The following is a 23692-nucleotide window of genomic DNA, read 5'->3' as shown; positions in this document are numbered from 1 at the left end:
CCCACACGGGCCGACCCGGACGTGCTGATCACGCGATGTCGAACCGGTCCAGGTTCGACACCTTGACCCACGCCGCGACGAAGTCGTGGACGAACTTCTCCTTCGCGTCGTCGCTCGCGTAGACCTCGGCCAGCGCGCGCAACTCGGAGTTCGACCCGAACAGGAGGTCGACCCGGCTGCCGGTCCACTTGAGCTCGCCCGTGGTCGCGTCGCGACCCTCGAACGTGCTCGCGTCCTCGGATGTCGCCTTCCACGTCGTGCCCAGGTCGAGCAGGTTGACGAAGAAGTCGTTGGTCAACGAACCGGGAGTCGCGGTGAACACGCCCACCGACGACTGCTGGTGGTTCGCGCCCAGCACGCGCAGGCCACCGACGAGGACCGTCGTCTCGGGGGCGCTCAGGGTGAGCAGGTTCGCCCGGTCGATCAGCAGGTACTCGGCCGGCAGCCGGTTGCCCTTGCCGAGGTAGTTGCGGAAGCCGTCGGCGGTGGGCTCCAGCGCGCTGAACGACTCCACGTCGGTCTGCTCCTGCGCCGCGTCCACCCGGCCCGCCGTGAAGGGCACCTCGACGTCGAACCCGGCGTCCTTGGCGGCCCGCTCGACGGCCGCGGCACCGGCGAGCACGATCAGGTCGGCGAGCGAGATCCGCTTGCCGTCGGTGCGATCGGCGTTGAACGCCTCCTGGATGCCTTCCAGCGCGCGCAGCACCGTGGCCAGCTCGTCCGGGTCGTTGGCCTCCCACCCGATCTGCGGCTGGAGGCGCACCCGCGCACCATTGGCGCCGCCCCGCTTGTCACTGCCGCGGAAGGACGAGGCGGACGCCCACGCCGCGGACACGAGCTGGGACACCGACAGGCCCGACTCGAGGACCCGGCTCTTGAGCGACGCGATGTCCTGGGCGTCGACGAGCTCGTGCGTGACCGCCGGAAGCGGGTCCTGCCACAGCAGCGTCTCGCTGGGGACCTCGGGACCGAGGTAGCGCACGACCGGACCCATGTCGCGGTGCGTCAGCTTGAACCACGCCCGCGCGAAGGCGTCCGCGAACTCGGCGGGGTTCTCCAGGAAGCGCCGCGAGATCTGCTCGTACGCCGGGTCGATCCGGAGCGAGAGGTCGGTCGTCAGCATGGTCGGCGCGTGGCTCTTGGACGGGTCGTGCGCGTCGGGGACGGTGCCGGCGCCGCCGCCGTCCTTCGGCCGCCACTGGTGCGCGCCGGCCGGGCTCTTGAACAGCTCCCACTCGTGGCCGAACAGGATCTCGAAGAAGCTGTTGTCCCACGTCGTGGGGGTGTTGGTCCAGATGCCCTCGAGGCCGCTGGTGATCGCGTCGCCACCCGCGCCGGTACCGAAGCTGCTCTTCCAACCGAGGCCCTGCTGCTCCAGCGGCGACGCCTCGGGGTCGGGGCCGACGCTGTCCGCCGGACCCGCGCCGTGGGTCTTGCCGAAGGTGTGACCGCCCGCGATCAGGGCGACCGTCTCCTCGTCGTTCATCGCCATCCGGCGGAACGTCTCACGGATGTCGCGGGCCGCGGCCAGCGGGTCCGGGGTGCCGTTCGGACCCTCGGGGTTGACGTAGATCAGGCCCATCTGCACCGCGCCGAGGGGGTTCTCCAGGTCCCGGTCACCGGTGTATCGCTCGTCGCCGAGCCAGGTGGTCTCCGGGCCCCAGTAGACGTCCTCGTCGGGCTCCCACACGTCGACCCGACCACCGCCGAAGCCGAAGGTCTCGAAGCCCATCGACTCCAGGGCGACGTTGCCGGTGAGGACCATCAGGTCGGCCCACGACAGGCTCCGGCCGTACTTCTGCTTGACCGGCCACAGCAGTCGGCGGGCCTTGTCCAGGCTCGCGTTGTCCGGCCAACTGTTGAGCGGCGCGAAGCGCTGCTGACCGGCCCCGGCACCGCCGCGGCCGTCGCTGATCCGGTAGGTGCCGGCGCTGTGCCACGCCATCCGGATCATCAGCGGGCCGTAGTTGCCGAAGTCGGCCGGCCACCAGTCCTGCGAGGTCGTGAGCACCTGCGCGATGTCCTGCTTCACGGCGGCGAGGTCGAGGCTGTTGAACGCCGCGGCGTAGTCGAACTCCTCGCCGAACGGGTTGGCCACGGCCGGGTTCTTGGCGAGGATCTTCAGGTTGAGCCGCTCCGGCCACCACTGGCGGTTTCCGCCACCCTGCGTCGGGTGCGGGGCCCGCTCGTGCGCGACCGGGCAACCACCTCCGCCCTCCGTCTTCGCGTCTACGACGATTGCATCATGGTTCTCAGACATGGGATCCCTTCCGGACCAGGCTGATCGCGGTGCTCAGGAGCTGTGGGCGGGGGTGGGCGGTGGAGCGGTCGGGGTACAAGTCTCGCGACGGTCGATCTCGCCCCGTCCACTCCGTCGACCGGGACCCGTGCTCGTGGGGCGCGGTCGAACGGGTCGGGCGGGGCCGGCAGGGCCGCCGGATCTGGCAGGCCCGGCAGGAAGCCTCGGCGCGGACGACGCGATGAAGGCGGATACGGACTTCCGTCACGCATCGTGACGACGCTCGCCCGCCCCGATATCGAGGCGGTCACCATCCCCGACGGTCCGGAGCAGCGCGACATGATCGATCCTCACCCGCAGGCCGGCACCGCGCGGCTGCTCGGCAGTGGTCCCGTCATGTCCGTGTCTCCTGCCGTCATACGGTTTCGTACCCCTTGTCCTGGAGTCTTCCTACCCCTTGGCTACCGCCGGAACCGATCCTACGATGGACAGAGTCCAAGTCAAGATGTACGCCAGACCCATACCCAACCGGAATCCGGACGTCCGTACGTCCACCGGTAAACTTCGGGCTACCCCACCGAACCGAATAGGTGAACCCATATGAGCGACCTGCTGGAGCGACTGAGAGAGCGCGGCTGGCGGTTGACCTCCCAGCGGCGTGTCGTTGCGGAGGTCCTCGACGGCGACCACGTGCATCTCACCGCCGACGAAGTGCACGCCCGCGCGGCGCAGCGGCTGCCCGAGATCTCCCGGGCGACCGTCTACAACGCCCTGGGCGAGTTGGTCTCCCTCGGTGAGGTCATCGAGGTCTCCACCGACGGCCGGGCCAAGCGCTACGACCCCAACGCGCATCACCCGCACCAGCACCTGGTGTGCTCCTCCTGCGGAACCGTCCGCGACGTCCACCCCACCGGCAGCCCGCTGGCCGATCTGCCGGCGGACCAGCGATTCGGCTTCACGGTGTCCCAGGTCGAGGTCACCTACCGCGGACTGTGCCCGTCGTGCGCCGGGAGGACCGGCGCGGACTCCGGCGCGTAGGTACCGACCGGCGTTCCTTCTCGACCCGGGGCGGTCCACCACGACCGCCCGAGCCGCTGCCCGGATCGGCCATCGGGGATCCGGCAGGGATGAACGGGCACCGGAAACGGCAATAGGGACGCCGTGAGTACGAAGCGGTCCGACGCCGAGCCCGAAGCCGTCGACGAGGACGCGGTGGCCCGGGAGCTGTACGGGCTCTCGCCCGACGAGTTCACCGCCGCGCGTGACGCGTACGCCGCCCGGGCCCGCAAGGCCGGGAACCGTGCCGTCGCCGACCGGATCGGCAAGCTGCGGCGTCCCGTGCAGGCCGCCTGGTTGGCGAATCTGCTCGTCCGCGAACAGCGCGCGGAGATCGAGGCGTTCCTCGAACTCGGCGCGGCCATGCGGCAGGCCCAGGAGCACCTCCAGGGCCCCGAGTTGCGCGAACTCTCCCGTCGACGCCATCAGGTGATCGACGCCCTCCAGCGGCAGGCGCAGGCCCTGGCCGCCACGCGCGGACATCCCGCCGTCGCCGATTCGACCCGCCGTGCACTCCAGGACACCCTCGCCGCCGCGCTCGCCGACCCCGCCGCGGCCCGGGCACTGGCGGCCGGCACGCTCGCCGGCGCGCTGGAGCCCACCGGGGACTTCGGCCCGCTCGCCACGTCCACGCCGCCCGGGGCCACACCCGCACGGAAGAGCACGAGTACGAAGAGCACGAGTACAAAGAGCACGAGCACTCCCGCACGCGCGAGCGGCAATGGACGGGCCCGGCACGAGAAGGACGACGACACCGCCGGCGCCCGCGAGGCCACGCGCCGCGCCGCGGAACGCGAGCGTCACGAGGCCCGACTCACCCGCGCCCGCGCCGATCTGGAGGCCGCCGACACCGCGGCCGGGGAAGCCCGCGAAGCCGCGCGGGTGCTCGAACAGCGGGCCGACGCCGCCCGCGACCGGCATCGGGAGGCACTCGCCGACGCCGAGGACCTCGAACGCCGCCTCGCCGAGGCGCGGGACACGGTCGGCCGGCTCGATCGACAGGCCCGGGACGCACGACGCGCGCACGAGGACGCCGACGAACTGGCACGCACCGAGAAGTCCGCCGCGAACACCGCCCGGGCCCGGCTTCGCGACCTCGAACGAAACCGTGCGGGCCGCGGCGAATGAAACGGGCCTCGCCGGTCGGGGTCGGTGCCGGAGCGTGACTCGGCGCGCAACCGTGCCGGCCGATTCGGGCGGGGCGACGCTCGCGGGCCGAGGTCGATCCCGGCGCCCGTCTGCGCGAACGGGGCCGAAATGGCTCGTACTTCACGATCGGCGCCGCCGCGCACGACCGGGCCGGCCGAATCGGCCGTCGAGGCCCAGCGATTGGCGGCCCCGAGTGCTCGCGCGCGGCCCGCGTGAACATCTGCGGAACCGGGATCCGCCATAGATTGGGCGACGTCGGCGCGAGGCTCCGGCCGGGCCCAAAAGGCGGACCACCGGCCCGCGTCCGGCGACATCGATGCCCGGTTCCGACCGCCGAAGGATGCTCCGTGTCGATCCACCGCGACAAGCGACGCCGCAGGATTCCGATAGCCATCGCCGCGGGGGCGGTACTCGCCCTGACCGCCGGCACGCTGTCCACCGGGACCGCGCAGGCCGCCGACGACAACGTGTCCGTCGACCTGGCCGCCGTCCAACGACCGGTGCCGGCCGACACGTTCAGCGCGGACGTGACCGGATATGGCTACCACTCGTACCTCACGGTTCGCCCACCAGTTACGCCAAGCCGACTCCGCTGACGCCCCGACAGATCGTCGACGGCCGCCTGTCGATCACCCTGCCGGGTCCGTCGGTGACCCAACTCGTCCTGTCCTGACCGCCTTCACCGCACCGCCGACGGCGCCGCCCTCCCATCCGGGGCGGCGCCGTCGGCTGTCCGGCACCAGGTCGCGGCTCACGGCCGGCGGGCTTCGCGGCTCGGGGCTCGGGGCTCGGCGCACCTCGCGACTCGGCGTGACTCGGCGGTGTGCGCGGCTCAGCGGGGTTCGTCGCCCTCGATGACGATGCGGTGCATGACCCGCGGCCCTTGATAGTCGTAGGTGGCGTAGTGCTGCGTACTGCGGTTGTCCCAGAGCGCGATGTCGCCCGACCGCCAGGTGAACCGGACCTGATGCTCCGGCCGGGTCGCCTGGTCGAACAGGAAAGGCAGCAGCAACTCGTTCTCCCTTTCCTCGAGTTCGAGGATCCGGGTGGTGAAGATGCGGTTCAGGTAGAGACAGCGCCGGCCGGTGACCGGGTGGGTGCGCACGACCGGGTGCACGACCGGCGGAAGCGCGTCCTTGTCGCCGCCGCGATGCGACCGGGACTTGGCGAAGTCGTGTTCGGCGGTCAGCCCGTCGAGCATCGCGCGCATCGGCGCGGACAGCGACAGGTACGCGCTCTCCATGTCCGCCCACAGCGTGTCGCCCCCGCTCGGCGGCAGCGACACCGCGCGCAGCATCGTGCCCAGCGGAGGCCGGGCCAGGAAGGTGGCGTCGCTGTGCCAGATGTCGGCGTTGGAGATCTTGGGCCCCTCGCCGCCGGTGGCGAGCACCATCACCTCGGGCAGGTCGGGCGCGGCGGGTTCGCCGAACGGGAAGTGTTGCAGGGTGCCGAATCCGGCCGCGACATCGCGCTGCCGGTGGGCGGTGATCCGCTGATCGCGAAAGAACAGCACCTGGTGCTCGTGGAGCGCGTCCGCCAGCGCGACGTGGCACGACTCGTCGAGATCGCGGCGCAGGTCCAGGCCATGGACCTCGGCGCCGATGGTGGGGGTGAGGGGGCGTATGTCGAACACGGGCACACCTGCCATGATCGTGAGACACTCTGACTTAATCGGTTGAGACGCAATGTCTTACACTGCTCGCGTGGATGTCAAGACCGAGACCCGAGCGCGCATCCTGGACGCGGCCGAGCGCCTGTTCGCCGAGCGCGGCGTCGCCGCCGTCTCGCTGCGCGAGATCGGCGCGGCGGCCGGCCAGCGCAACAACTCCGCGGTCCAATATCACTTCGGCAGCCGCGACGCACTGGTGCGGGCGCTGTACGAGGATCGCCTGGCCCCGCTCAACGACCGCCGCCTCGAACTGCTCGCGAACCTGCCCGAGGACCGGCGCGACGACCTCGACGCCCTCGTGGACATCTATCTGCGACCCCTCGCCGAGCGCTTGCGCGCCGACTCCCGGGACAGCCACTACGCGCGGTTCGTGCACCGCTTCACGCTGGAGGGCACCCCGCTCACCCCGCCCCTGGGCGCCGATGTCACCGGCGGCATCCGCGAGGTCGTCGCGCGCCTGACGGCCGGCCTGGCGGCAAGCGCCCCCGGCGTGCCGGCCGCACACCACGCCGCCCGCCTGCGCCTGATGCAACTCCTGGTCACCGCCGCGCTCGCCGACGCCGAACGCGGCCTCGCGGAAGCCGGCGAACTCCCGCTCCCACTCGACGAATCGCTGGCGGATCTCGAGTCCGCCGCGATCGGCGTACTGACCCGCGCCGCCGCTCCCGGCTCCTGAACCACGCGCGCCGCGACCCGCGCGCCCACCCGGTCACCGGAGTCCGGGACGATCGGCGGCGGGTCGACTCGCGTCGGACGCGGGTCCCGCCAGGCCGTGCAGGAGCAGTGCGGTGAGGGTGTCGACGATCTCCCCGTCGCCGGCCCGCGGTCCGTCCTCGCCCGCGGTGATCACCGCGAACCCGAGCATCGAGACCATCGCGCCCATGGCCGCGGCCACCACCTCCGGGTCGCCCGGGAGCCGATGACCGCGCCCGCGGAGCCATTCCAGGTGCTCGCGCAGGATGCCGGTCTCCTGGGCCAGGCTCGCCCACGCGCGACCCTCGCCGGGCGGGCCGGCGAAGCTCGTCTGCATCAGAGCCACCACCACCGGCAGATGGTCGCGGATCACCCGCCAGGTGACGGCCAGATGCTCACGCAACTGCTCGGGGTCGGTCAGATCGTGATCGGCCGGATGGTCCGCCACGCCGATCTCGGTGTCGGCCTGCGTGTTCAGGTCCCGCATCAGGGCCTGGAGCAGGGCGTTCTTGTCCGCGAAGTGGGCGTAGAAGGAACCGGTGGCGCGTCCGGCCTCACGCGTGATGTCGGTGATCTTCGTGTCGAGATAGCCGCGCTCGGCGAACAGCCGCCGTGCCGCGTCCTTCAGCGCCGCCTCGGTCTCGGCCGCCTTCTCCTTGCGCACGCCCATCGACTGGCGCTCCTTCCCGGGCTTGACGTCTGGCCTGCCCGTCATCATAGTGAACCCCAGTTCGATGAATTGAGATTCACTGAATCCGAATTCAAGGAGTTGGCATGAACGTGATCGTGATCGGCGGCGGGGTGGCCGGGGCCGCGAGCGCGATAGCCCTGCGCCGGCTGGGACTGGACGTCACCGTGTACGAGGCGTACGCCGAACCGGCGGGCCGGGTGGGCTCGTTCCTGAGCCTGGCGGGCAACGGCCTGCGGGTGTTGCGCTCCCTCGGCGTACTGGAGCAGGTGCAGCGAGCCGGCTTCGCCGTGCCACGCCAGCGCATGTGGTCGAGTTCGGGCAAGCTGCTGGGCGACGTCCCGCGCGGTCGGCTCGCCGACGACGACCTGCACAGCGTGACCCTGATGCGCGGCGCGCTGGTCGAGGCGCTGCGCGCGGAGGCCGTGGCCGCCGGGGCGACCGTCGTCACCGGCGAGTGCCTGGTGGACGCGGTCGCCGGCGAGCGCGGCGTACGGGCGGTCTTCGCCGGCGGCCGTACGGCGCAGGCGTCACTGCTTGTCGGTGCGGACGGCCTCCGGTCGACCACCCGCTCGCTGCTCGACCCGCGCGCGCCCACCCCCGAGTACGCCGGCCTCTACAGCATCTCGGGCATCGCCGATGGCATCCCCCGCGACGTCACCCCGGGCACCACTCGCGGCATCGACCTCGAACCCGGCGCCTTCAACATGACATTCGCCCGCAACGGCGCCTTCATCCACCTCACCGCCCCCGACGGCCGCGTCTGGTGGGCGGCGCAGGTCTCCTGCCCCACCGCGCCCGAACTCGCACTCACCGACGAGGAGTGGCTGGGCCGCCTGGCCGGGCTCTACCGGCACGAACGCGTCCCGACCGCGATCCTCGCCGCGACCGCCGAACTGCACCGTCCCACCCTGATGCACCGGCTCGACGCGATCCCGCTGCGCCACAACGACCGCATCGCACTGCTCGGCGACGCCGCACACCCCGTCGGGGCGGGCCAGGGCGCGTCGATGGCCCTGGAGGACGCTCTGGTCCTGGCCCAGTCCCTGGCCGCGCACCCCTCGCCGGCCGCCGCGCTCTCGGCATACGACGCCGCCCGCTCGCACCGCGTCGCCAAGATGGTCAAGTCGGCCTCCGCCAACCGCGACGCCAAGACCGCCGGCCCGCTCGCCCGACGCATCCGCGACCTGGTGATGCCGGTGGCGTTCCCCCTCTTCCACGGCCGAGCCACCTCCTGGCTCTACACCCACGACTGCGGCAACCTCCCCCAACCCACCGCCTGACCCGCGCCGTTCAAATCGCCCGATGGAGCGTGTCCGCCGCCGACGACGCCGGTGTGGTGCCGCCGGACACGACGAACACGCCGTGCACGACGGTCGCGTTCAGCGCACGGATGTCCGGAGGGCGGTCTCGATGTCGGGCAGGGTGTCGAGGAGGCGGCGGGTCATCTGCCAGCGGCGGTGCCAGTAGCCGTCGAGGTCCGTCTGGTGCACGGGATCGGGTCGTTCGTAGTGCTCCCGGACGCCGTAGAACGACTGCATGGCCTGGAGCAGGGCCATCCGCGCGCACGCGAGGACCTGGTCGGCGGGCAGGTCGGGATTCTCCGAGCGGTAGGCGGCGACCAGGGTCAGCGCCGTGCCGGGCCAGTCGTCGGTGGTGGCCACGGTGAGCGGGTCGAACGCGATCCGGCCCAGTTCCCACGCCGGTGGGGCGATGCAGTCGTGCAGGTCGATGACGGCGGCGACCGTGTCGTCGGGGCCGACGAGCACGTTCGGACGGGTGAAGTCGTAGTGCACCGGCTGCATCGACACCGGGGGCAGTCCCGCGGTCAACCCGGGGGCGTGCGCCGCCAGGTCCGCGCGGCGTACCGCGACCTGGTCGCGTCGCGCGGCGTCGGCCTCCGTGTGGGGCTCGCCGATACGGCGCAGCAGCGCGTCCGCGGTGTCGAGCGCGCGTGCGGGGTCCCGGTCCCACCACAGTGGTCGGACCGGGACGAGTCGGGAGGCCCCGGGGTGCCGGGCGAAGGCGCGATGCAGGCGCCCCAGCGTCAGACCGAGGTCCTCGGCGAGCCGCGGGGACCAGGGTCGCGTGGACGTCGTCGCGGCGACGAACTCCCAGACGGACAGGGCGGGTCCGGGCTCTCGGGAGAGCGTGCGTCCGGCGCGGTCGGGGACGATGGCCGGAGTGGGTACGCCCTGAGTACGGGCGAAGTGCGTGGATTCCAGGCGCACCGCGTGCCGATCGAGGTCGTCGCCGTCCCGGTAGACCTTGGCGAAGACCCGAACGCCGTCCGACAGTCGGACCGAGAAGTTGTCGGTCTCCGCTCCGAACGGGACACGCTCCACGACGGCCACATCGAGGCCGTACCCCCGCACGAGCCGATCCGCCACGACATCCTCGAAACGTCCGGGTGTGCCATCGTGCGTCGTCACCGCCATATTGGATCACGCCCGGCATACCGCGGCCCGCGCCGCCCTCGGCGACGGACGCCACCGACCCGACGACGCGGTTCACGGTCGGCGCTCGCCCTGCTCCCCCATGCCCGCGGCGTCCGAGCCCCCTCCGGCGCGTCGGCTCCTGCCCGGCACCCGGTCGCCGCTCCGGAAGGAACATTGCCCTTGCCGGTCTTTCGACCCCGCCACCACCGCCCCGCGAAGGCCCCTTCCCCCGAGACGCCGGTGTCGCGGACTCCGCCGGCGCCGGCGCCGTCGCCCGATGTTCAGTCGGACAGGGCGGGCTGGGGAGCCGGATGTGAGTGGTCTCCGTGCTCGGCGGGGGTGTGGTCCGCCATGGCGCGCTCGACGTCCTCGGCGACCAGGTCGAGATTGAGGGCGAACGCGGCTGCGGCGCCCTGCCCCGCGGCGGTGATCACAAGCGCCTTCGGGTCGGAGACGTTGCCGACCGCCCACACTCCGAACACACTGGTCCGGCCCGCGTCGTCCGTGCTCACCCGGCCGTTCTCGTCCCGTGCGCAGCCCAGTTCGGTGAGCAGCGTGTCGTGCGGCACCATCCGCGGGACCACGAAGACCGCGCGGCGGGGGAAGACCCGGCCGTCGACCGACTCGACGCCGCACACCCGGTCCTCCGCCACCACCAGGCGCTTGATCACACCATCGGCGACGGTGACGCCGCGCGCGGCCAGCCGTTCGCGCTCCGGCGCGCCGAGGTCCAGGGTGTGCGTGAAGAGGACGACATCGTGCGACCACTGCCGGATCAGCAGCGCGTGCTGCACCGCCCCGGGATGGGTACCCAGCACACCGATGGGCGCGTCACGTACCTCGTACCCGTGGCAGTACGGGCAGAACAGCACGTCCCTGCCCCAGCGTTCCCGTACGCCGGGGAGATCGGGGAGCTCGTCCCGCAGCCCGGTGGCCACCACCACCCGGCGGGTCCTCAACACCACGCCGCCGTCCAGCCCGACCACGAAACCGGGGTCGATGCGATCCACCCGGTTCTCGAACAGGTCCACCCCGTAGCCGGCGACCTCGGCCCGACCCACCGCCAACAACTCGCCCGGCGCCATGCCGTCCCGGGACAGGAATCCGTGCATGTGCGCCGCGGGAGCGTTGCGCGGCTCGCCCGCGCCGACCACCGCGACCCGGCGACGGGACCGACCCAGCACGAGGGCCGCACTCAGCCCCGCCGCACCCGCACCCACGATCACCACGTCGTACACATCGTCGTCGCCGGTCCAGGTGGCGCGCACATCGTTCGTCGTATCGCTCAAGGCGATCACCTCCACCCCGAGCGTGCGCCCGCGACCCACGTATCAGCAAACTTCGTTGCCGATTCGGCAACGGCACATCGGGCGCGGGCATGCGCTTCCGGCCGGTCGTGGTCACGCGCGGGTACGAACGGGCACGGCCGCGAGCCACCTCCACCCGTCACCGCGCGGTCGCCGGCTCGTTGGGCGGGCGTGCCCACCGGATGCGGGGAAGCGGCCGGTGAACCAGGGCGAGGACCGGGCCCACGACGCTCCGGAGTGGAGCGCCGGCAGGCCCGGTCCGACCCGGACCCGCCCGCCATGCCGGCGACGCGTCCTACGCGACGCCGACCGCGGCCAGGGCGTACTCCACGGCCCGCGCGAGTTCGTCCGCGTCCACCGGCCGCAACACCACCTCGTCCGGGTCCTCGACCGCCTCGGCGCGCTGATCCAGGACGTCCAAGGCGACGTGTTCGGCGAATTCCGTCACCGCCGCCCGCGCCTCACGGTCCGGATCGGTGTCACCGGTGGGCGTCTCGAACACCAGGCCGACCCACAACTCCGGGTCCCGCGTCACCAAGGCCTCCCCCAGATGCACGCCGCACCCGGGCGGGCTGTCGTCGACCTCGGCGATCCCGGGCACCCGGCCGAGCATCGGCACGCCGCTCTCGTCGGTGGGTCCACCGCACGCGTGCGACGAGCACGCGCCCAACGGACACCGCCTGCCCCGGTCCTCCTGGTCCTCGATGTGGATGTCGGGAGTCATCACCGCTCCTGTCCGGGCCTGTCACGCCGACGCTTCGTCCGAATCGTGGGCGCGTTCGTCCTCGCGCCCACGACCCGGCTCGCCGTCGACTCCACCACGCCCCGGCCGCCGGCGCGCCCGGAGCGCGCCGAACGGGCGGTGACATTGCCACTAATGCCGCATTCCCCGAAGCCCTGACGCCCGCCGCGCGGGCGTCGCCTGCGCGCACCACTCGTACGCGGTCACGGAGTTCGTTCGGGCATCGCATGCCTGGGACAGGCGCGGGGGATCAACCGGGGGCGCGCCTGCGGGGGATCAGCGAGCCCGGGGCAGGACCGGGACGAGGTTGTCCCAGCGGGAGATCTCGCAACCGTCGACACGCTTGAAGCCGGCGTCGATCGAACGGCCCGCCCAGGTGCCGGTGATGCGCGCGGTGGCGGGTCCGCCATAGATCATCGTGCAGTGCGCGCCGGCGGGGACCGGCGCGAACGGGTCGCGTCCGCCGGTGGTCGTGGCGTCCAGTCGATCGCAGGCCGCCCGCGACTCGGGATGGCTGCCGCCCGCGGGGTGACATGCCAGGGTGTACGTGATCACCCCCTCGGGGTTGTCGGCAACCGTCACGGTCAAGTGGTCCACCGTGCGCGCGACGGCGGAGGGAATCGGGCATTGCACCGCGACGACAACGGCGACGGCGACGACAAGACGGCGGATCAACACGGGCTGCTCCCGGGATAGGGCGCGCGGCATCGCGCGCATGGGTCGAAAAGGAACAAGAACGACTCACCGAAGGGTCGGATTCGACCGGCTCGCCTCGACCGTCGCGGCCGAGCCGCGCGGCTCCGGACTCGCTCCGGACTCGCTGCGGAGTGGCTCCGGATCCACCCATGTCCTCAACGTAGTCGATCGCACACGTCGAGTAATCGGGTTTCACCGTTCCCGCGCAACCGGAAGCCCGTCACCGCGCCCCGACCCGCGCGAAGTCGCCGCCACTCCCACCCGGCCCTCCCGAAACCGGGCCGCCGGCGACGCGAACGACCCGACGCGCACCGTGACCGACCGCCCGTAGTATCGGAGTTCGATATCGGATTCGTCACCTGGTGGGTGACCCGGGGAGGGGTGGTCGACGGGTGCGGGAGTTCCAACGAGGTGCGGTGCGACTGCACATCCTCCACCACGCGGCCGAGGACGAGATCCACGGTGCGTGGATGGCCGAGGAACTGGCCGGTCACGGCTACCGGATCAGCCCGGGCACGCTCTACCCGACGCTGCACCGCATGGAGGCGGACGGGCTGCTGACCTCCGAGCAGCGGGTGGTCGAGGGCCGCACCCGCCGCGTGTATCGGGCGACCGACGCGGGCTTGGCCGCGCTGGCCGAGGACCGCCGGGCGCTGGCGGAACTGGCCCGCGAGGTGTTGCCCGAAGCGGACCGGCCCCGCCGGTAGCCGGCGGCCGGTTCCCCCACGACGACCCGACGATCCGTCAGGCGCCGGCGAACCTCCTGCGCAGGCCGTAGCCGGCGGCGCCCGCCGCGAGCACCGCGGCCCCCCACACCACCGAGGCCACGGGGAGCGAGAAGGCCAGCACCAGGCAACCGGCCGTGCCGAGGATCGGCACGGCCCGCGGCGGGCGGCCCTCGGTCGGAGTGAGCGTCCAGGCACTGGCGTTGGCGATCGCGTAGTAGGCCAGCACGCCGAACGAGGAGAACCCGATCGCGCCGCGCACGTCCGTCGTGCCGGCCAGTACGGCCACCACCGCGCCGACCGCGAGCTCGGCGCGGTGCGGAACCTCGAATCGCGGATGTACGGCGGCCAGGACGTGCGGCAGATGCCGGTCGCGGGCCATCGCCAGCGTGGTGCGGGAGACGCCCAGGATCAGCGCCAGCAACGAGCCGAGCGCCGCGACGACCGCCCCGACGCGCACCAGCGGCGCGAGTTCGGGGACGCCGGCGGCGCGTACGGCCTCGGCGAGCGGGTCGGCGGTGTGCGCGAGGCGCTCGGGTCCCAGCACCGCGAGCACTGCCGCGGCGACGGCCGCGTACACCACCAGGGTGATGCCCAGCGCGGTCGGGATCGCCCGGGGGATGGTCCGCTTCGGGTCGCGGACCTCCTCGCCGAGGGTGGCGATGCGCGCGTACCCGGCGAACGCGAAGAACAGCAGACCGGCCGCCTGGAGCACTCCGCCGAACGTGGCGTCCGCGCCGATCCGCAGGTGCGCGCCGTCGCCGGTACCGCCGGTGAGGCAGGCGGCGACCACGGCGGCGAGCACCGCGAGCACGACCGCGACGATCCCCCGGGTCAGCCACGCGGCCTTCTGTACCCCGACATAGTTGACCGCGGTCAGCGCCACCACCGCGGCCACGGCGACCGCGTGCGCCTGGCCCGGCCACGCGTAGGAGCCGACGGTCAGCGCCATGGCCGCGCACGAGGCGGTCTTGCCGACCACGAAGCCCCACCCGGCCAGGTAGCCCCAGAAGTCGCCGAGGCGCTCGCGTCCGTACACGTACGTGCCGCCGGACTGCGGGTAGCGGGCCGCCAGCCGGGCCGAGGAGGTGGCGTTGCAGTAGGCCACCACCGCGGCCAGCGCCAGAGCCGGCAGCAGACCCGAGCCCGCCGCGCCCGCGGCCGGCGCGAGCGCCGCGAAGATGCCGGCGCCGATCATCGACCCGAGCCCGATCACCACGGCGTCGAAAACGCCCAGATGGCGCTTCAGCTCCCCCGCCTCGGCAGACGCCGCCGACATCCCCATCGCTCGCTCCCCGACCGCGCTTCACATCCATTACGGACCCCGATATCGGATCACGATATAGGACCGACCCATCGCGCCGCCGACAAAGCCCGAACAGCGGTGCGACGTCGAAACGCGGCCGGCAGCGCGGCCACGAGCCCCCCGGAGACCCGGGCGACTCGCGGCACACGCTGCCGTGCGAACAAAACGGTGCGGTGCGGTGCGGTGTGCTGTGGCGCGGTGCGGTGCGTCGCACCGTGCTGCGATCAGCCCTGAGGCGGCAGATCGTAGACGTGGTCCGGAGTGATGATGGACGTGATCGCCTTGGCGAAGAGCGTGCTCGGCTCGGAACCGTCGTGCAGGATGTCGGTGTTGAGCAGGATCACCATGGTGGCGTCCTGCTCCGGCAGGTACATCGTCACGCTCTCGTAGCCCGGCAGCGAGCCGTTGTGCCCGACCCAGCCGTGGGTCCGGAACAGGCCCAGGCCGTACCCGGCGTCGTCGAAGTTCGGTACCGGGATGAACTTCTCCCGCTCCGCCTGGGTAGCCGGGGAGAGCAGCGTGCCGGTGGCGACCACCTTGGCCCAGCGGCGCAGATCGTGCAGGTCGGAGATCATCGCGCCCGCCGCCCAGCCCCAACTCGGGTTCCAGTCGGTCGCGTCGACGACCTCGCCGGACAGCGTCTGGTCGGTGTACCCGTGCGCGTGCGGCGACGGGAACTCGGCGCCCTCCGGGAACAGGGTGTGGCGCAGCTTGGCCGGGCCGGTGACGCGTCGGTGGATGAACTCGGCGAGCGGCATCCCGCCGAGCTTCTCCACAACGAGACCGAGCAGGACGGTGTTGGTGTTGGAGTACTGGAACTGTGTACCCGGAGCGAAGACGTTCGGGTGCCGGAAGGCGTACGCCAGCAGTTCCTGCGGGGTCCACGGGCGGGTCGGGTCGCCCAGCAGGGTGGTCACGAACTCCTCGTCGAAGGTGTACGAGAACAGGCCGCTGCGCATCTCCGCCATCTGCCGGATGGTGATGTGTTCGCCGTCGGGGACGCCGTCGATGTAGTCGGAGATCGGGTCGTCCAGCCCGATCAGTCCGTCGTCGACCAGTTCCAGCAGGGCGGTGATGGTGAAGGTCTTGGTCTCGCTGCCGATCCGCATGTTGAGGTCGGGCGTCATCGGCGCACCGGTCTCCTTGTCGGCCACGCCGGTGGACCGGACGTAGTTGCCGCGTCCGGGCAGCCACAACCCCACGGTCACGCCGGGCACGCCGGCCTCCTGGCGGGTGCGCTCGATCGCCTCGTCGAGGCGGGCCACGAGCGCGGGGTCGAGTCCGTGGTGCGGGGGACGGTCGTCGTTGTGCGGGTCCGCGGCGACCACGACGGCCGTCGGCCGCGAGGCCTGTGCCGCGGGCGCGGTCAGGGTGAGCGGGACCAGTGCGGTGAGGGCGAACAGGGCGGTGGCGAGTCGGCAGGCGGGGGCACGACGCATGGCGGGACGTCTCTTCCGGGAGTGCGGGGACTTTGTCGGCCAAGATCACCATCCGCCCCGGCCCCGGCCCCCGCGCCCCCGAACACGCCCCGGCGATTCCACCCGTACGGCCGCACCGGCCCCCGCCGCCGGCGCGCGGACGTCACGCGGTCCACCGGAAGAGGGCGTCACACGCCGCCGGAAGAGGCGTCGCATCCCACCGGAAGGCGCGTCACGCACCCCCGGAGGACACCTCACCCGGTCCCCCGGCAGCGGCCTCGCCGGTCCGCCGCAGGAGGAGATCGGTCACCAGGGCGAGCGGGGGCCAGTTCAGCCGGCCGTGGCGGGCTACCGCGAAGACGCGCTGTTCCACCTCCGGGACGGCGAGCGGGACCAGCCGCACCCCGGGCAACGGCTCGGTGTGCATGGGCAGCAGGCCCACGCCGAGACCGGCGACGATCATGCCCTGCACCAGGTCGAGGCTGTCGGCCTGGTGCGTGATGTGCGGGGTGAACCCCGCAGTCGAGGCGAGCGTACGGATGACGGTCTCGTCCGCGGTGTTGCGGGAGTTGACGATCCAGGAGTGGGCGTCGAAGCGGGCGAACACCTCCGCTGTCGTCCCCTCGCCGGCGTCGGCGTGCGCGGGAACGCCCAGCCCCCATCGGGCGGTCCACAGCGCGGTGGTCCGCACGCTCGGGTCCTCGGCGGCCGGCGCCAGGTTGTAGTCGTAGGTGAGCGCAAGGTCCGTACCGTCCTCCGCCAGGAGTTCCAGCGCCTCGGCGGGTTCGTGCTCGCGGATCAGGACCCGGACCCGCGGATGGGCGACGGCGAGGTCGATGACCACGGGCAGCAGACGGGTCCGGATGGCGGTGGCGAACCCGGCGACGCGCACGGTGCCGTTGGGCTCCGCGCCGGGCGAGAGGTCGTGCCGCGCCGCCTCCACCGCGGCGAGGATGGTCACGGCGTGTTCCGCCAGCCGACGCCCCGCCGGAGTGAGCCGGACCCGGCGCCCCTGCGGCTCGATCAGGGCGGCACCCATGTCTCGGGCCAGCGCGGCGATCTGCTGCGAGACCGTCGAGGTGGTGGTTTCCAACATGTCCGCGACCGCGCGCATGGATCCCAGCCGGGCCAATTCCACCAATATCTGCAGCCGTCGGGTCTCCACCTCCCCATTGTCCACGATTGACGAACGATATGTTTCGAATCGGCACGTGGACACGAACAATGCCGAGGTCATCTACTTGATCCCATGAGCACGCCGCAATCACGCACCCGACTCGCGATCGCCCGGCCGCGCCTGCCGGACCCGGCGACCGGAGCCCTGATGGCCGTGGTCTCCATGTCCACCGTCCAGCTCGGGCTGGCGCTCTCGGTACCGCTGATCGACCGGCTCGGCGCGCTGGGAACCGCCGGGCTGCGCCTGGCGTGGGCCGGCGTGCTCCTGCTGGTCCTCGTGCGCCCGCGCCGCCGCGACTTCGCCGGCCGGGACCTGGGGGCGTGCGTCATGCTCGGTGCGGTGAGCGGCGGCATGATGCTCTTCTTCATGCTCGCCGTGGCGCGCCTGCCACTCGGCACCGCGAGTGCCCTGGAGTTCCTCGGGCCGCTGGCCGTCTCCCTGTACGGATCGGGCGGTGGACGCAGGCACTGGACGGCCATGGCCGGCGCGGGCGTGCTCCTGCTGACCGAACCCTGGCACGCGGGCACCGATCTCGCCGGTGTGGGCTTCGCGTTGGCCGCCGCGGTCTGTTGGGCGGCGTACATCCTGCTGACCCAACACATCGGCGATCGGGTCACCGGCCTGAACGGGCTGGCCGTCTCGATGTCCGTGGCCGGCCTCCTCGCCGTCCTCGTCGCCGCTCCCACCGGGTTCGGTGGCCTGACCTGGCCCCTGCTCGCGGCCATGCTGGGGCTGGCCGCGATGAGCGCCGTACTGCCGTTCACCCTCGAATTCCTCGCGTTGCGCCGGCTCACCACGTCCGCCTTCGGCACGCTGATGAGCCTGGAGCCGGCCATCGCGCTCCTGATGGGCCTGCTGGTGCTCGACCAGATACCCGGTCCGGTACCCGCGGCCGGCGTCGTCTTCGTGGTGATCGCCGGCATCGGCGCAACCCGCACGGGCGCCCGCACAAGCCCCGAACCCCGGGACCCGCACGCCGACCCGCCGCGTCCGCGCCCCGTCGCCCGGGAAGCGTGCTGAGCGGGCCGAACCACCGGCCGGCGCACGGTCGGCGATCCGTGCGCGCCGAGCCGGATCCGGGACCTAACGGGTCTCGGCCCCGGCCCCCGTGCCCGCTCGCCACTCCGCCGACTTCCCCGGCTCCGCCGACTCCGCCGACTCCGCCGATTCGGCAGGTCGACGATCGTGCCCCAGGAGCCGCGCCGCGCAGTACACCATGGCCGCGAAGGCCGCGTCGGACAGCAGCATCAGGCCGATCGCGTACGAGCCGGTCCCGCTGTAGACCGAGCCCATGATCAGCGGTGGCACGAAGCCGCCGAGACCGCCCGCCGCACCGACCAGACCGGTGACCGTGCCGACCTTGTCCTTCGGCGTCAGGTTGGCGACCAGCGCGAACACCGCGCCGCTGCCCGCGCCGAGCATGCCGGCCATTACCAGGAACGCGATCGTGCCCTGCGGCATCAGGTCCGGGCTGAACGCCTGCCACACGGCCGCCACGCCGAGCACCGCGTACGACCCGATCAGCACCTTCGCCGGCCCGATCCGGTCGGACAGCGCGCCGCCGATCGGCCGACACAACACCGCGATCACGGTGAAGCCGGCCGCGCGGGTGGACGCCGAGTCCTGGCTCACCGCGTACACCTCGCGCAGGTAGGTGGGCAGGTACACGCCGAACGCGACGAACCCGCCGAAGGACACCGCGTACAGCAGCGCCATCGGCAGCGTCGAGGGCTGCTTGAGCGCGGCGGTGAAGCGCGGACCGAACAACCGGTCGGGCACGGTGCGCCCGGGGGCGTCCCGCACCACCAGGGCGGCGATCAGGCCGTACCCGATCAGGACGCACGCGACCAGGTAGAACTGGAAGTTCGGGTCGTCCACCCAGCGCAGCAGCCGGGGCGTGAAGAACGCGGCGATCGCGGTGCCGCCGGTGCCGATGCCGAAGACGCCGATCGCGGTACCGCGCTTGTCCGGCGGGAACCACGCGTTGACGTAGGGCACGCCGACCGCGAAGAAGCTGCCGCCGACACCGAGCACGAACCCGACCACGAGCAGCATCGCGAACGAGTCGAACACGCTCAGGGCAAGCACCGGCAGCACGGTCAGGAAGCTGATCGCCGGCACCATCATCCGCGCGCCGTAGCGGTCGGTCAGCGCGCCGGCCGGGATCCGCCCGAGCGCGCCGACCAGGACCGGCACGGCGACCAGGAACGACTGCTGGAACGAACTGAGCCCGAGGTCTTCCTTGTAGGTGGGGCCGAGCGGGCTGATCAGGCCCCAGGCCCAGAAGTTGATCAGGATGCCGAAGGTGGCGACCGCGAGGTTGACCCAGGCGGCGCGCGGCACCCGGGCACCCCTCGCCCGAGCCGCAGGCCGAGTCTGCTCCACGTGTGATGGTCCCTTCGCGTGTTCTGCGCCCAGGTGGCCGGACACGGTGAGCTATGCACCCGAATCCGATGACCGAACCGTTATATATAGGACATTGACTCGCATTCAGGACGCGGAGCAGTCGCCTCGAAGGGTCGTCATGGACAACGGTTCGCCCCCGCCCGCAGACCGATCGTCCGCAGACCCGTCATCCTCGGACGCCTCACCCGCAGACCCGCTCCCGATCGGCCCGCCGCCCTTCGACCCGCCCCCGGCACCCGGCCTGGACGGTCCCGCGAGCGACCTGCTCCTGCGCACCGGCCGGTTCTTCCGGCGCAACGCGGTGGTCTCGCCGGACCTGCGCACCCAATACCGCCGGGGCGGCAGACAGGGCGACGTCTTCTACCGCGAGCGATGGAGCCACGACAAGGTCGTCGACTCCACCCACGGCGTCAACTGCACCGGCTCGTGTCGCTGGAAGGTGTACGTCAAGGACGGCGTGATCACCTGGGAGACCCAGGCCACCGACTATCCCTCGGTCGGTCCCGACCGGCCCGAATACGAACCGCGCGGCTGCCCGCGCGGTGCCGCGTTCTCCTGGTACACCTACTCCCCCACCCGGGTGCGCTTCCCCTACGTGCGCGGGGTGCTCCTCCGGATGTACCGCGAGGCCCTACAGCGCCTCGGCGACCCGGTCCTGGCCTGGGCCGACGTGGTCGGCGACCCCGAACGCCGCCGGCGCTACCAACGCGCCCGGGGCCGGGGCGGTCTGGTCCGGGCGACGTGGGACGAGGCGGTCGAGATGGTCGCCGCCGCGCACGTGCACACCATCAAGACCCACGGCCCCGACCGGGTCGCCGGGTTCTCGCCGATCCCGGCGATGTCGATGGTCTCGCACGCGGCCGGCGCGCGCTTCATGAGCCTGATCGGCGCGCCGATGTTGTCCTTCTACGACTGGTACGCCGACCTGCCGGTGGCCTCGCCGCAGGTGTTCGGCGACCAGACCGACGTGCCCGAGTCGGGCGACTGGTGGGACGCGGCGTACCTGTTCATGTGGGGCTCCAACGTGCCCGTCACCCGTACGCCCGACGCGCACTGGATGGCGGAGGCGCGCTATCGCGGGCAGAAGGTGGTGGTGGTCGCGCCGGACTACGCGGACAACGCGAAGTTCGCCGACGAATGGCTGCACCCGCACCCGGGCACCGACGCCGCGCTGGCCATGGCGATGGGCCACGTGATCCTCAAGGAGTGTTTCGTCGACCGGACGGTCGACTTCTTCGACGGCTACGTCAAACAGTTCACCGACCTGCCGTTCCTGGTCACCCTGACCGAACGCGCCGACGAGCCCGGCGCGTACACCCCCGCCAAGTTCCTGCGCGCCGCCGATCTCGCCGACCCGATCGCGGCGGGCGCACACCCGCACGGGCCGACCGGCCCGGCGGACGAGGGCGCGGACTGGAAGACCGTGCTCCTGGACGAGCGCACCGGCGAACCCGTCGTCCCCGGCGGCTCGATCGGCTTCCGCTGGACCGAATCCGGGAAGGGCCACTGGAACCTCGACCTGGCCGGCGTCCGCCCGCGACTGACCCTGCACCGGGATCCGCGCGCACACGGCGTCGAGGTGCTGCTGCCCCGCTTCGACACCGAGGGCGGCGCCCACGGCCAAGGGCGCGGCGAGGTGCTGCGCCGGGGTGTACCGGCCCGTCGACTCACCCCCGACGGCCCCCTGGTCACCACGGTGTTCGACCTGCTCCTCGCCCAGTACGGAGTGCCTCGCGAGGGCCTGCCGGGCACCTGGCCCACCGGCTACGGCGACGCGACCCAACCGGGCACACCCGCGTGGCAGGAGACGCTCACCTCGGTGCCGGCGGCGCGCACGGTCAAGATCGCCCGCGAATTCGCCGACACCGCCGAGCGGTCCAAGGGCCGCTGCATGATCCTGATGGGCGCCGGCACCAACCACTGGTTCCACTCCGAGACGATCTACCGCACCTTCCTGGCCCTGCTGCAACTCACCGGCTGCCAGGGCCGCAACGGTGGCGGCTGGGCGCACTACGTGGGTCAGGAGAAGTGTCGGCCGGCCACCGGGTGGGCCACCCTCGCGAGCGCCAACGACTGGTCCCGGCCGCCGCGGCAGATGATCGGCACCGCGTACTGGTACCTCAACACCGACCAGTGGCGCTACGACGGCTTCACCGCCGACGTGCTGGCCTCGCCGCTGGGCGCGGGCGACCTGACCGGGATGACCGGCGCGGACTGCCTGGCGATGTCGGCCCGGCTGGGCTGGATGCCCTCGTACCCCACCTTCGACCGCAACCCGCTGGACCTGGTCGACGAGGCCGACCGCGCCGGCGCCGACCCCGTCGAGCACACGGTCGAGGCCCTGCGCGACGGGAGACTCGGCTTCGCCTGCGAGGACCCGGACGCGCCGCGGAACTGGCCGCGGGTGCTCACCGTGTGGCGCTCCAACCTGCTCGGCTCCTCCGCCAAGGGCGCCGAATACTTCACCAAACACCTTCTGGGCACCGACAGTTCGCTGCGCGCCGAGCAGGCGCCGCCGGACTCCCGGCCGCGCGGGGTGCGTTGGCGCGAACAGGCCCCGGAGGGCAAGCTCGACCTGCTGCTGTCGCTGGACTTCCGGATGACGTCCACGACGCTGATGTCGGACGTGGTGCTGCCGGCCGCGACCTGGTACGAGAAGCACGACCTGTCCTCCACCGACATGCACCCCTTCGTGCACGCGTTCACCCCCGCGATCGACCCGCCGTGGCAGGCTCGCACCGACTTCGACACGTTCCACGCGATCGCCGCGCGCTTCAGCGAACTGGCGCGCGAACACCTGGGCACCCGCCGCGACCTGGTGGCCACCGCGCTCCAGCACGACACCCCCGGCGAGATCGCCCAACCCGGCGGGACCGCGCCGGACTGGCGCGCCGGTCGGTGCCCGCCGGTGCCGGGCCGGACCATGCCGAACCTGACCGTGGTCGAGCGCGACTACACCGCGGTGGCGGCCAAGATGGCCACCCTGGGACCGCTCGCCGAGGCGCTGGGCCTGCCGGTCAAGGGCATCACCTTCGACGTGCGGGCCGAGATCGAGGACCTGCGCCGGCTCAACGGCACCGCGCGCGGCGGGGTCGCCGACGGCCGCCCGCTCGTCGACACCGCCGTACGGGCCTGCGACGCGATCCTGACCCTGTCCGGAACGACCAACGGCAGGCTGGCCGTTCAAGGATTCCGCACCCTGGAGGCGCGCACCGGACAGCCGATGGCGCACCTGGCCGCCGAACACGAGGGCAAGCGCATCGGCTACGCGGACACCCAGGCCCGGCCCGAGCCGGTGATCACCTCGCCGGAGTGGTCCGGCAGCGAGGCCGGCGGCCGTCGCTACACCGCGTTCACCCTCAACACCGAACACCTCAAACCCTGGCACACCCTCACCGGCCGCCAGCACTTCTTCCTCGACCACGACTGGATGCACGAACTCGGCGAGGCGCTGCCGGTCTACCGGCCGCCGCTGGACATGCACCGCCTGTTCGGCGAACCCCGCCTGGGCCCGGACGGCAACCGCGAGGTGACGGTCCGCTATCTGACCCCGCACAACAAGTGGTCGATCCACTCCGAGTACCAGGACAACCTCTTCATGCTCTCGCTCTCGCGCGGCGGACCGGGCATCTGGCTGAGCACCGCCGACGCGCGGGCGATCGGGGTCCGCGACAACGACTGGATCGAGGCGGTCAACCGCAACGGTGTGGTCACCGCCCGCGCGGTGGTCTCGCACCGGATGCCCACCGGCACCGTCTACATGCACCACGCGCAGGATCGCACCGTGGGCGTGCCCAAGGCGCAGAGCACCGGCAAACGCGGCGGCATCCACAACACGCTCACCCGCGTCCTGCTCAAACCCACCCATCTGATCGGCGGATACGCGCAACTGAGCTGGGCGTTCAACTACCTGGGTCCGACCGGCAACCAACGCGACGAGGTCACCGTGATCCGCCGCCGCTCGCAGGACGTGGAGTACTGAG

At 72.1% G+C, this 23692-nt stretch carries 19 protein-coding genes; 8 read left to right on the top strand and 11 right to left on the bottom strand.

From position 1 onward, the window contains the following. Positions 1-28: 28 nt before the first annotated feature. A complete protein-coding gene (gene katG, locus ACZ4FV_RS13385; RefSeq protein WP_395860599.1) occupies positions 29-2260 on the bottom strand; it encodes a catalase/peroxidase HPI in 2232 nt (743 codons plus the stop codon). A gap of 579 nt (positions 2261-2839) precedes the next feature. On the opposite strand from katG, the gene ACZ4FV_RS13380 reads away from it, so the two are divergent. The 3 genes from ACZ4FV_RS13380 (at position 2840) to ACZ4FV_RS13370 (ending at position 5040) form a co-directional block, all read left to right on the top strand. Further along, entirely contained in the window at positions 2840-3277 is a 438-nt protein-coding gene (locus tag ACZ4FV_RS13380; RefSeq protein WP_395860601.1) for a Fur family transcriptional regulator, read from the top strand. Positions 3278-3400: 123 nt separating this feature from the next. Then, positions 3401-4423 (top strand): hypothetical protein, encoded by a 1023-nt coding sequence (locus ACZ4FV_RS13375; protein WP_465322656.1) that lies wholly within the window; start codon positions 3401-3403, stop codon positions 4421-4423. 368 nt (positions 4424-4791) lie between these two features. Next, entirely contained in the window at positions 4792-5040 is a 249-nt protein-coding gene (locus tag ACZ4FV_RS13370; protein WP_395860605.1) for a hypothetical protein, read from the top strand. Between the two features lie 236 nt (positions 5041-5276). Here the strand turns inward: ACZ4FV_RS13370 and ACZ4FV_RS13365 are convergent, their stop codons facing one another. Next, a complete protein-coding gene (locus ACZ4FV_RS13365) occupies positions 5277-6077 on the bottom strand; it encodes a TauD/TfdA dioxygenase family protein (protein ID WP_395860607.1) in 801 nt (266 codons plus the stop codon). A gap of 70 nt (positions 6078-6147) precedes the next feature. On the opposite strand from ACZ4FV_RS13365, the gene ACZ4FV_RS13360 reads away from it, so the two are divergent. Continuing rightward, on the top strand, positions 6148-6789 hold the full coding sequence (locus ACZ4FV_RS13360) for a TetR/AcrR family transcriptional regulator (protein WP_465322655.1): 642 nt from the start codon (positions 6148-6150) through the stop codon (positions 6787-6789). 33 nt (positions 6790-6822) lie between these two features. On the opposite strand, the gene ACZ4FV_RS13355 is transcribed toward ACZ4FV_RS13360, so the two are convergent. Beyond that, complete coding sequence (locus ACZ4FV_RS13355) at positions 6823-7521, bottom strand: TetR/AcrR family transcriptional regulator (protein ID WP_395860611.1); 699 nt, start codon at positions 7519-7521, stop codon at positions 6823-6825. 59 nt (positions 7522-7580) lie between these two features. On the opposite strand from ACZ4FV_RS13355, the gene ACZ4FV_RS13350 reads away from it, so the two are divergent. Then, positions 7581-8777 carry an FAD-dependent oxidoreductase gene (locus ACZ4FV_RS13350; RefSeq protein ID WP_465322654.1) on the top strand — a complete coding sequence of 399 codons (1197 nt, stop codon included), beginning with the start codon at positions 7581-7583 and terminating at the stop codon, positions 8775-8777. A gap of 99 nt (positions 8778-8876) precedes the next feature. Here the strand turns inward: ACZ4FV_RS13350 and ACZ4FV_RS13345 are convergent, their stop codons facing one another. From ACZ4FV_RS13345 to ACZ4FV_RS13330, 4 genes are all read right to left on the bottom strand, one after another. Then, complete coding sequence (locus tag ACZ4FV_RS13345) at positions 8877-9926, bottom strand: phosphotransferase enzyme family protein (RefSeq protein ID WP_395860615.1); 1050 nt, start codon at positions 9924-9926, stop codon at positions 8877-8879. 287 nt (positions 9927-10213) lie between these two features. After that, complete coding sequence (locus ACZ4FV_RS13340) at positions 10214-11221, bottom strand: NAD(P)/FAD-dependent oxidoreductase (protein WP_465322653.1); 1008 nt, start codon at positions 11219-11221, stop codon at positions 10214-10216. 313 nt (positions 11222-11534) lie between these two features. Then, positions 11535-11963 carry a hypothetical protein gene (locus ACZ4FV_RS13335; RefSeq protein ID WP_395860619.1) on the bottom strand — a complete coding sequence of 143 codons (429 nt, stop codon included), beginning with the start codon at positions 11961-11963 and terminating at the stop codon, positions 11535-11537. 294 nt (positions 11964-12257) lie between these two features. After that, positions 12258-12659 (bottom strand): SSI family serine proteinase inhibitor, encoded by a 402-nt coding sequence (locus tag ACZ4FV_RS13330; protein WP_395860621.1) that lies wholly within the window; start codon positions 12657-12659, stop codon positions 12258-12260. A 380-nt stretch (positions 12660-13039) separates the two neighbouring features. On the opposite strand from ACZ4FV_RS13330, the gene ACZ4FV_RS13325 reads away from it, so the two are divergent. Beyond that, positions 13040-13384, top strand: a complete 345-nt coding sequence (locus ACZ4FV_RS13325) for an Rv3488 family transcriptional regulator (protein ID WP_465322652.1) — start codon at positions 13040-13042, stop codon at positions 13382-13384. A 37-nt stretch (positions 13385-13421) separates the two neighbouring features. Here the strand turns inward: ACZ4FV_RS13325 and ACZ4FV_RS13320 are convergent, their stop codons facing one another. The 3 genes from ACZ4FV_RS13320 to ACZ4FV_RS13310 form a co-directional block, all read right to left on the bottom strand. After that, on the bottom strand, positions 13422-14687 hold the full coding sequence (locus ACZ4FV_RS13320) for an APC family permease (protein ID WP_465322651.1): 1266 nt from the start codon (positions 14685-14687) through the stop codon (positions 13422-13424). 245 nt (positions 14688-14932) lie between these two features. Continuing rightward, on the bottom strand, positions 14933-16147 hold the full coding sequence (locus ACZ4FV_RS13315; protein ID WP_395860627.1) for a serine hydrolase domain-containing protein: 1215 nt from the start codon (positions 16145-16147) through the stop codon (positions 14933-14935). Positions 16148-16358: 211 nt separating this feature from the next. Then, on the bottom strand, positions 16359-17306 hold the full coding sequence (locus tag ACZ4FV_RS13310) for a LysR family transcriptional regulator (protein WP_395860629.1): 948 nt from the start codon (positions 17304-17306) through the stop codon (positions 16359-16361). A gap of 69 nt (positions 17307-17375) precedes the next feature. On the opposite strand from ACZ4FV_RS13310, the gene ACZ4FV_RS13305 reads away from it, so the two are divergent. Next, positions 17376-18323 carry an EamA family transporter gene (locus ACZ4FV_RS13305; RefSeq protein ID WP_395860631.1) on the top strand — a complete coding sequence of 316 codons (948 nt, stop codon included), beginning with the start codon at positions 17376-17378 and terminating at the stop codon, positions 18321-18323. Between the two features lie 63 nt (positions 18324-18386). Here the strand turns inward: ACZ4FV_RS13305 and ACZ4FV_RS13300 are convergent, their stop codons facing one another. Continuing rightward, entirely contained in the window at positions 18387-19646 is a 1260-nt protein-coding gene (locus ACZ4FV_RS13300; protein WP_395860633.1) for an MFS transporter, read from the bottom strand. A gap of 136 nt (positions 19647-19782) precedes the next feature. On the opposite strand from ACZ4FV_RS13300, the gene ACZ4FV_RS13295 reads away from it, so the two are divergent. Next, positions 19783-23691, top strand: coding sequence for a nitrate reductase subunit alpha (locus ACZ4FV_RS13295; protein WP_465322650.1), 3909 nt, complete (start codon positions 19783-19785; stop codon positions 23689-23691). Position 23692 lies beyond the last annotated feature (1 nt).

Source organism: Embleya sp. NPDC025285 (genome assembly GCF_055558835.1).
Note: the sequence above shows the minus strand (reverse complement) of the source record. Positions and strands in the feature narration are given on the sequence as shown.

Bases quoted from the DNA above. Each gene is read 5' to 3' on its own strand.
- ACZ4FV_RS13335 (WP_395860619.1), bottom strand. From the start codon at position 11,963: ATGACTCCCGACATCCACATCGAGGACCAGGAGGACCGGGGCAGGCGG.
- ACZ4FV_RS13380 (WP_395860601.1), top strand. From the start codon at position 2,840: ATGAGCGACCTGCTGGAGCGACTGAGAGAGCGCGGCTGGCGGTTGACC.
- ACZ4FV_RS13355 (WP_395860611.1), bottom strand. From the start codon at position 7,521: ATGACGGGCAGGCCAGACGTCAAGCCCGGGAAGGAGCGCCAGTCGATG.
- katG (WP_395860599.1), bottom strand. From the start codon at position 2,260: ATGTCTGAGAACCATGATGCAATCGTCGTAGACGCGAAGACGGAGGGC.
- ACZ4FV_RS13315 (WP_395860627.1), bottom strand. From the start codon at position 16,147: ATGCGTCGTGCCCCCGCCTGCCGACTCGCCACCGCCCTGTTCGCCCTC.
- ACZ4FV_RS13320 (WP_465322651.1), bottom strand. From the start codon at position 14,687: ATGGGGATGTCGGCGGCGTCTGCCGAGGCGGGGGAGCTGAAGCGCCAT.
- ACZ4FV_RS13350 (WP_465322654.1), top strand. From the start codon at position 7,581: ATGAACGTGATCGTGATCGGCGGCGGGGTGGCCGGGGCCGCGAGCGCG.
- ACZ4FV_RS13305 (WP_395860631.1), top strand. From the start codon at position 17,376: ATGAGCACGCCGCAATCACGCACCCGACTCGCGATCGCCCGGCCGCGC.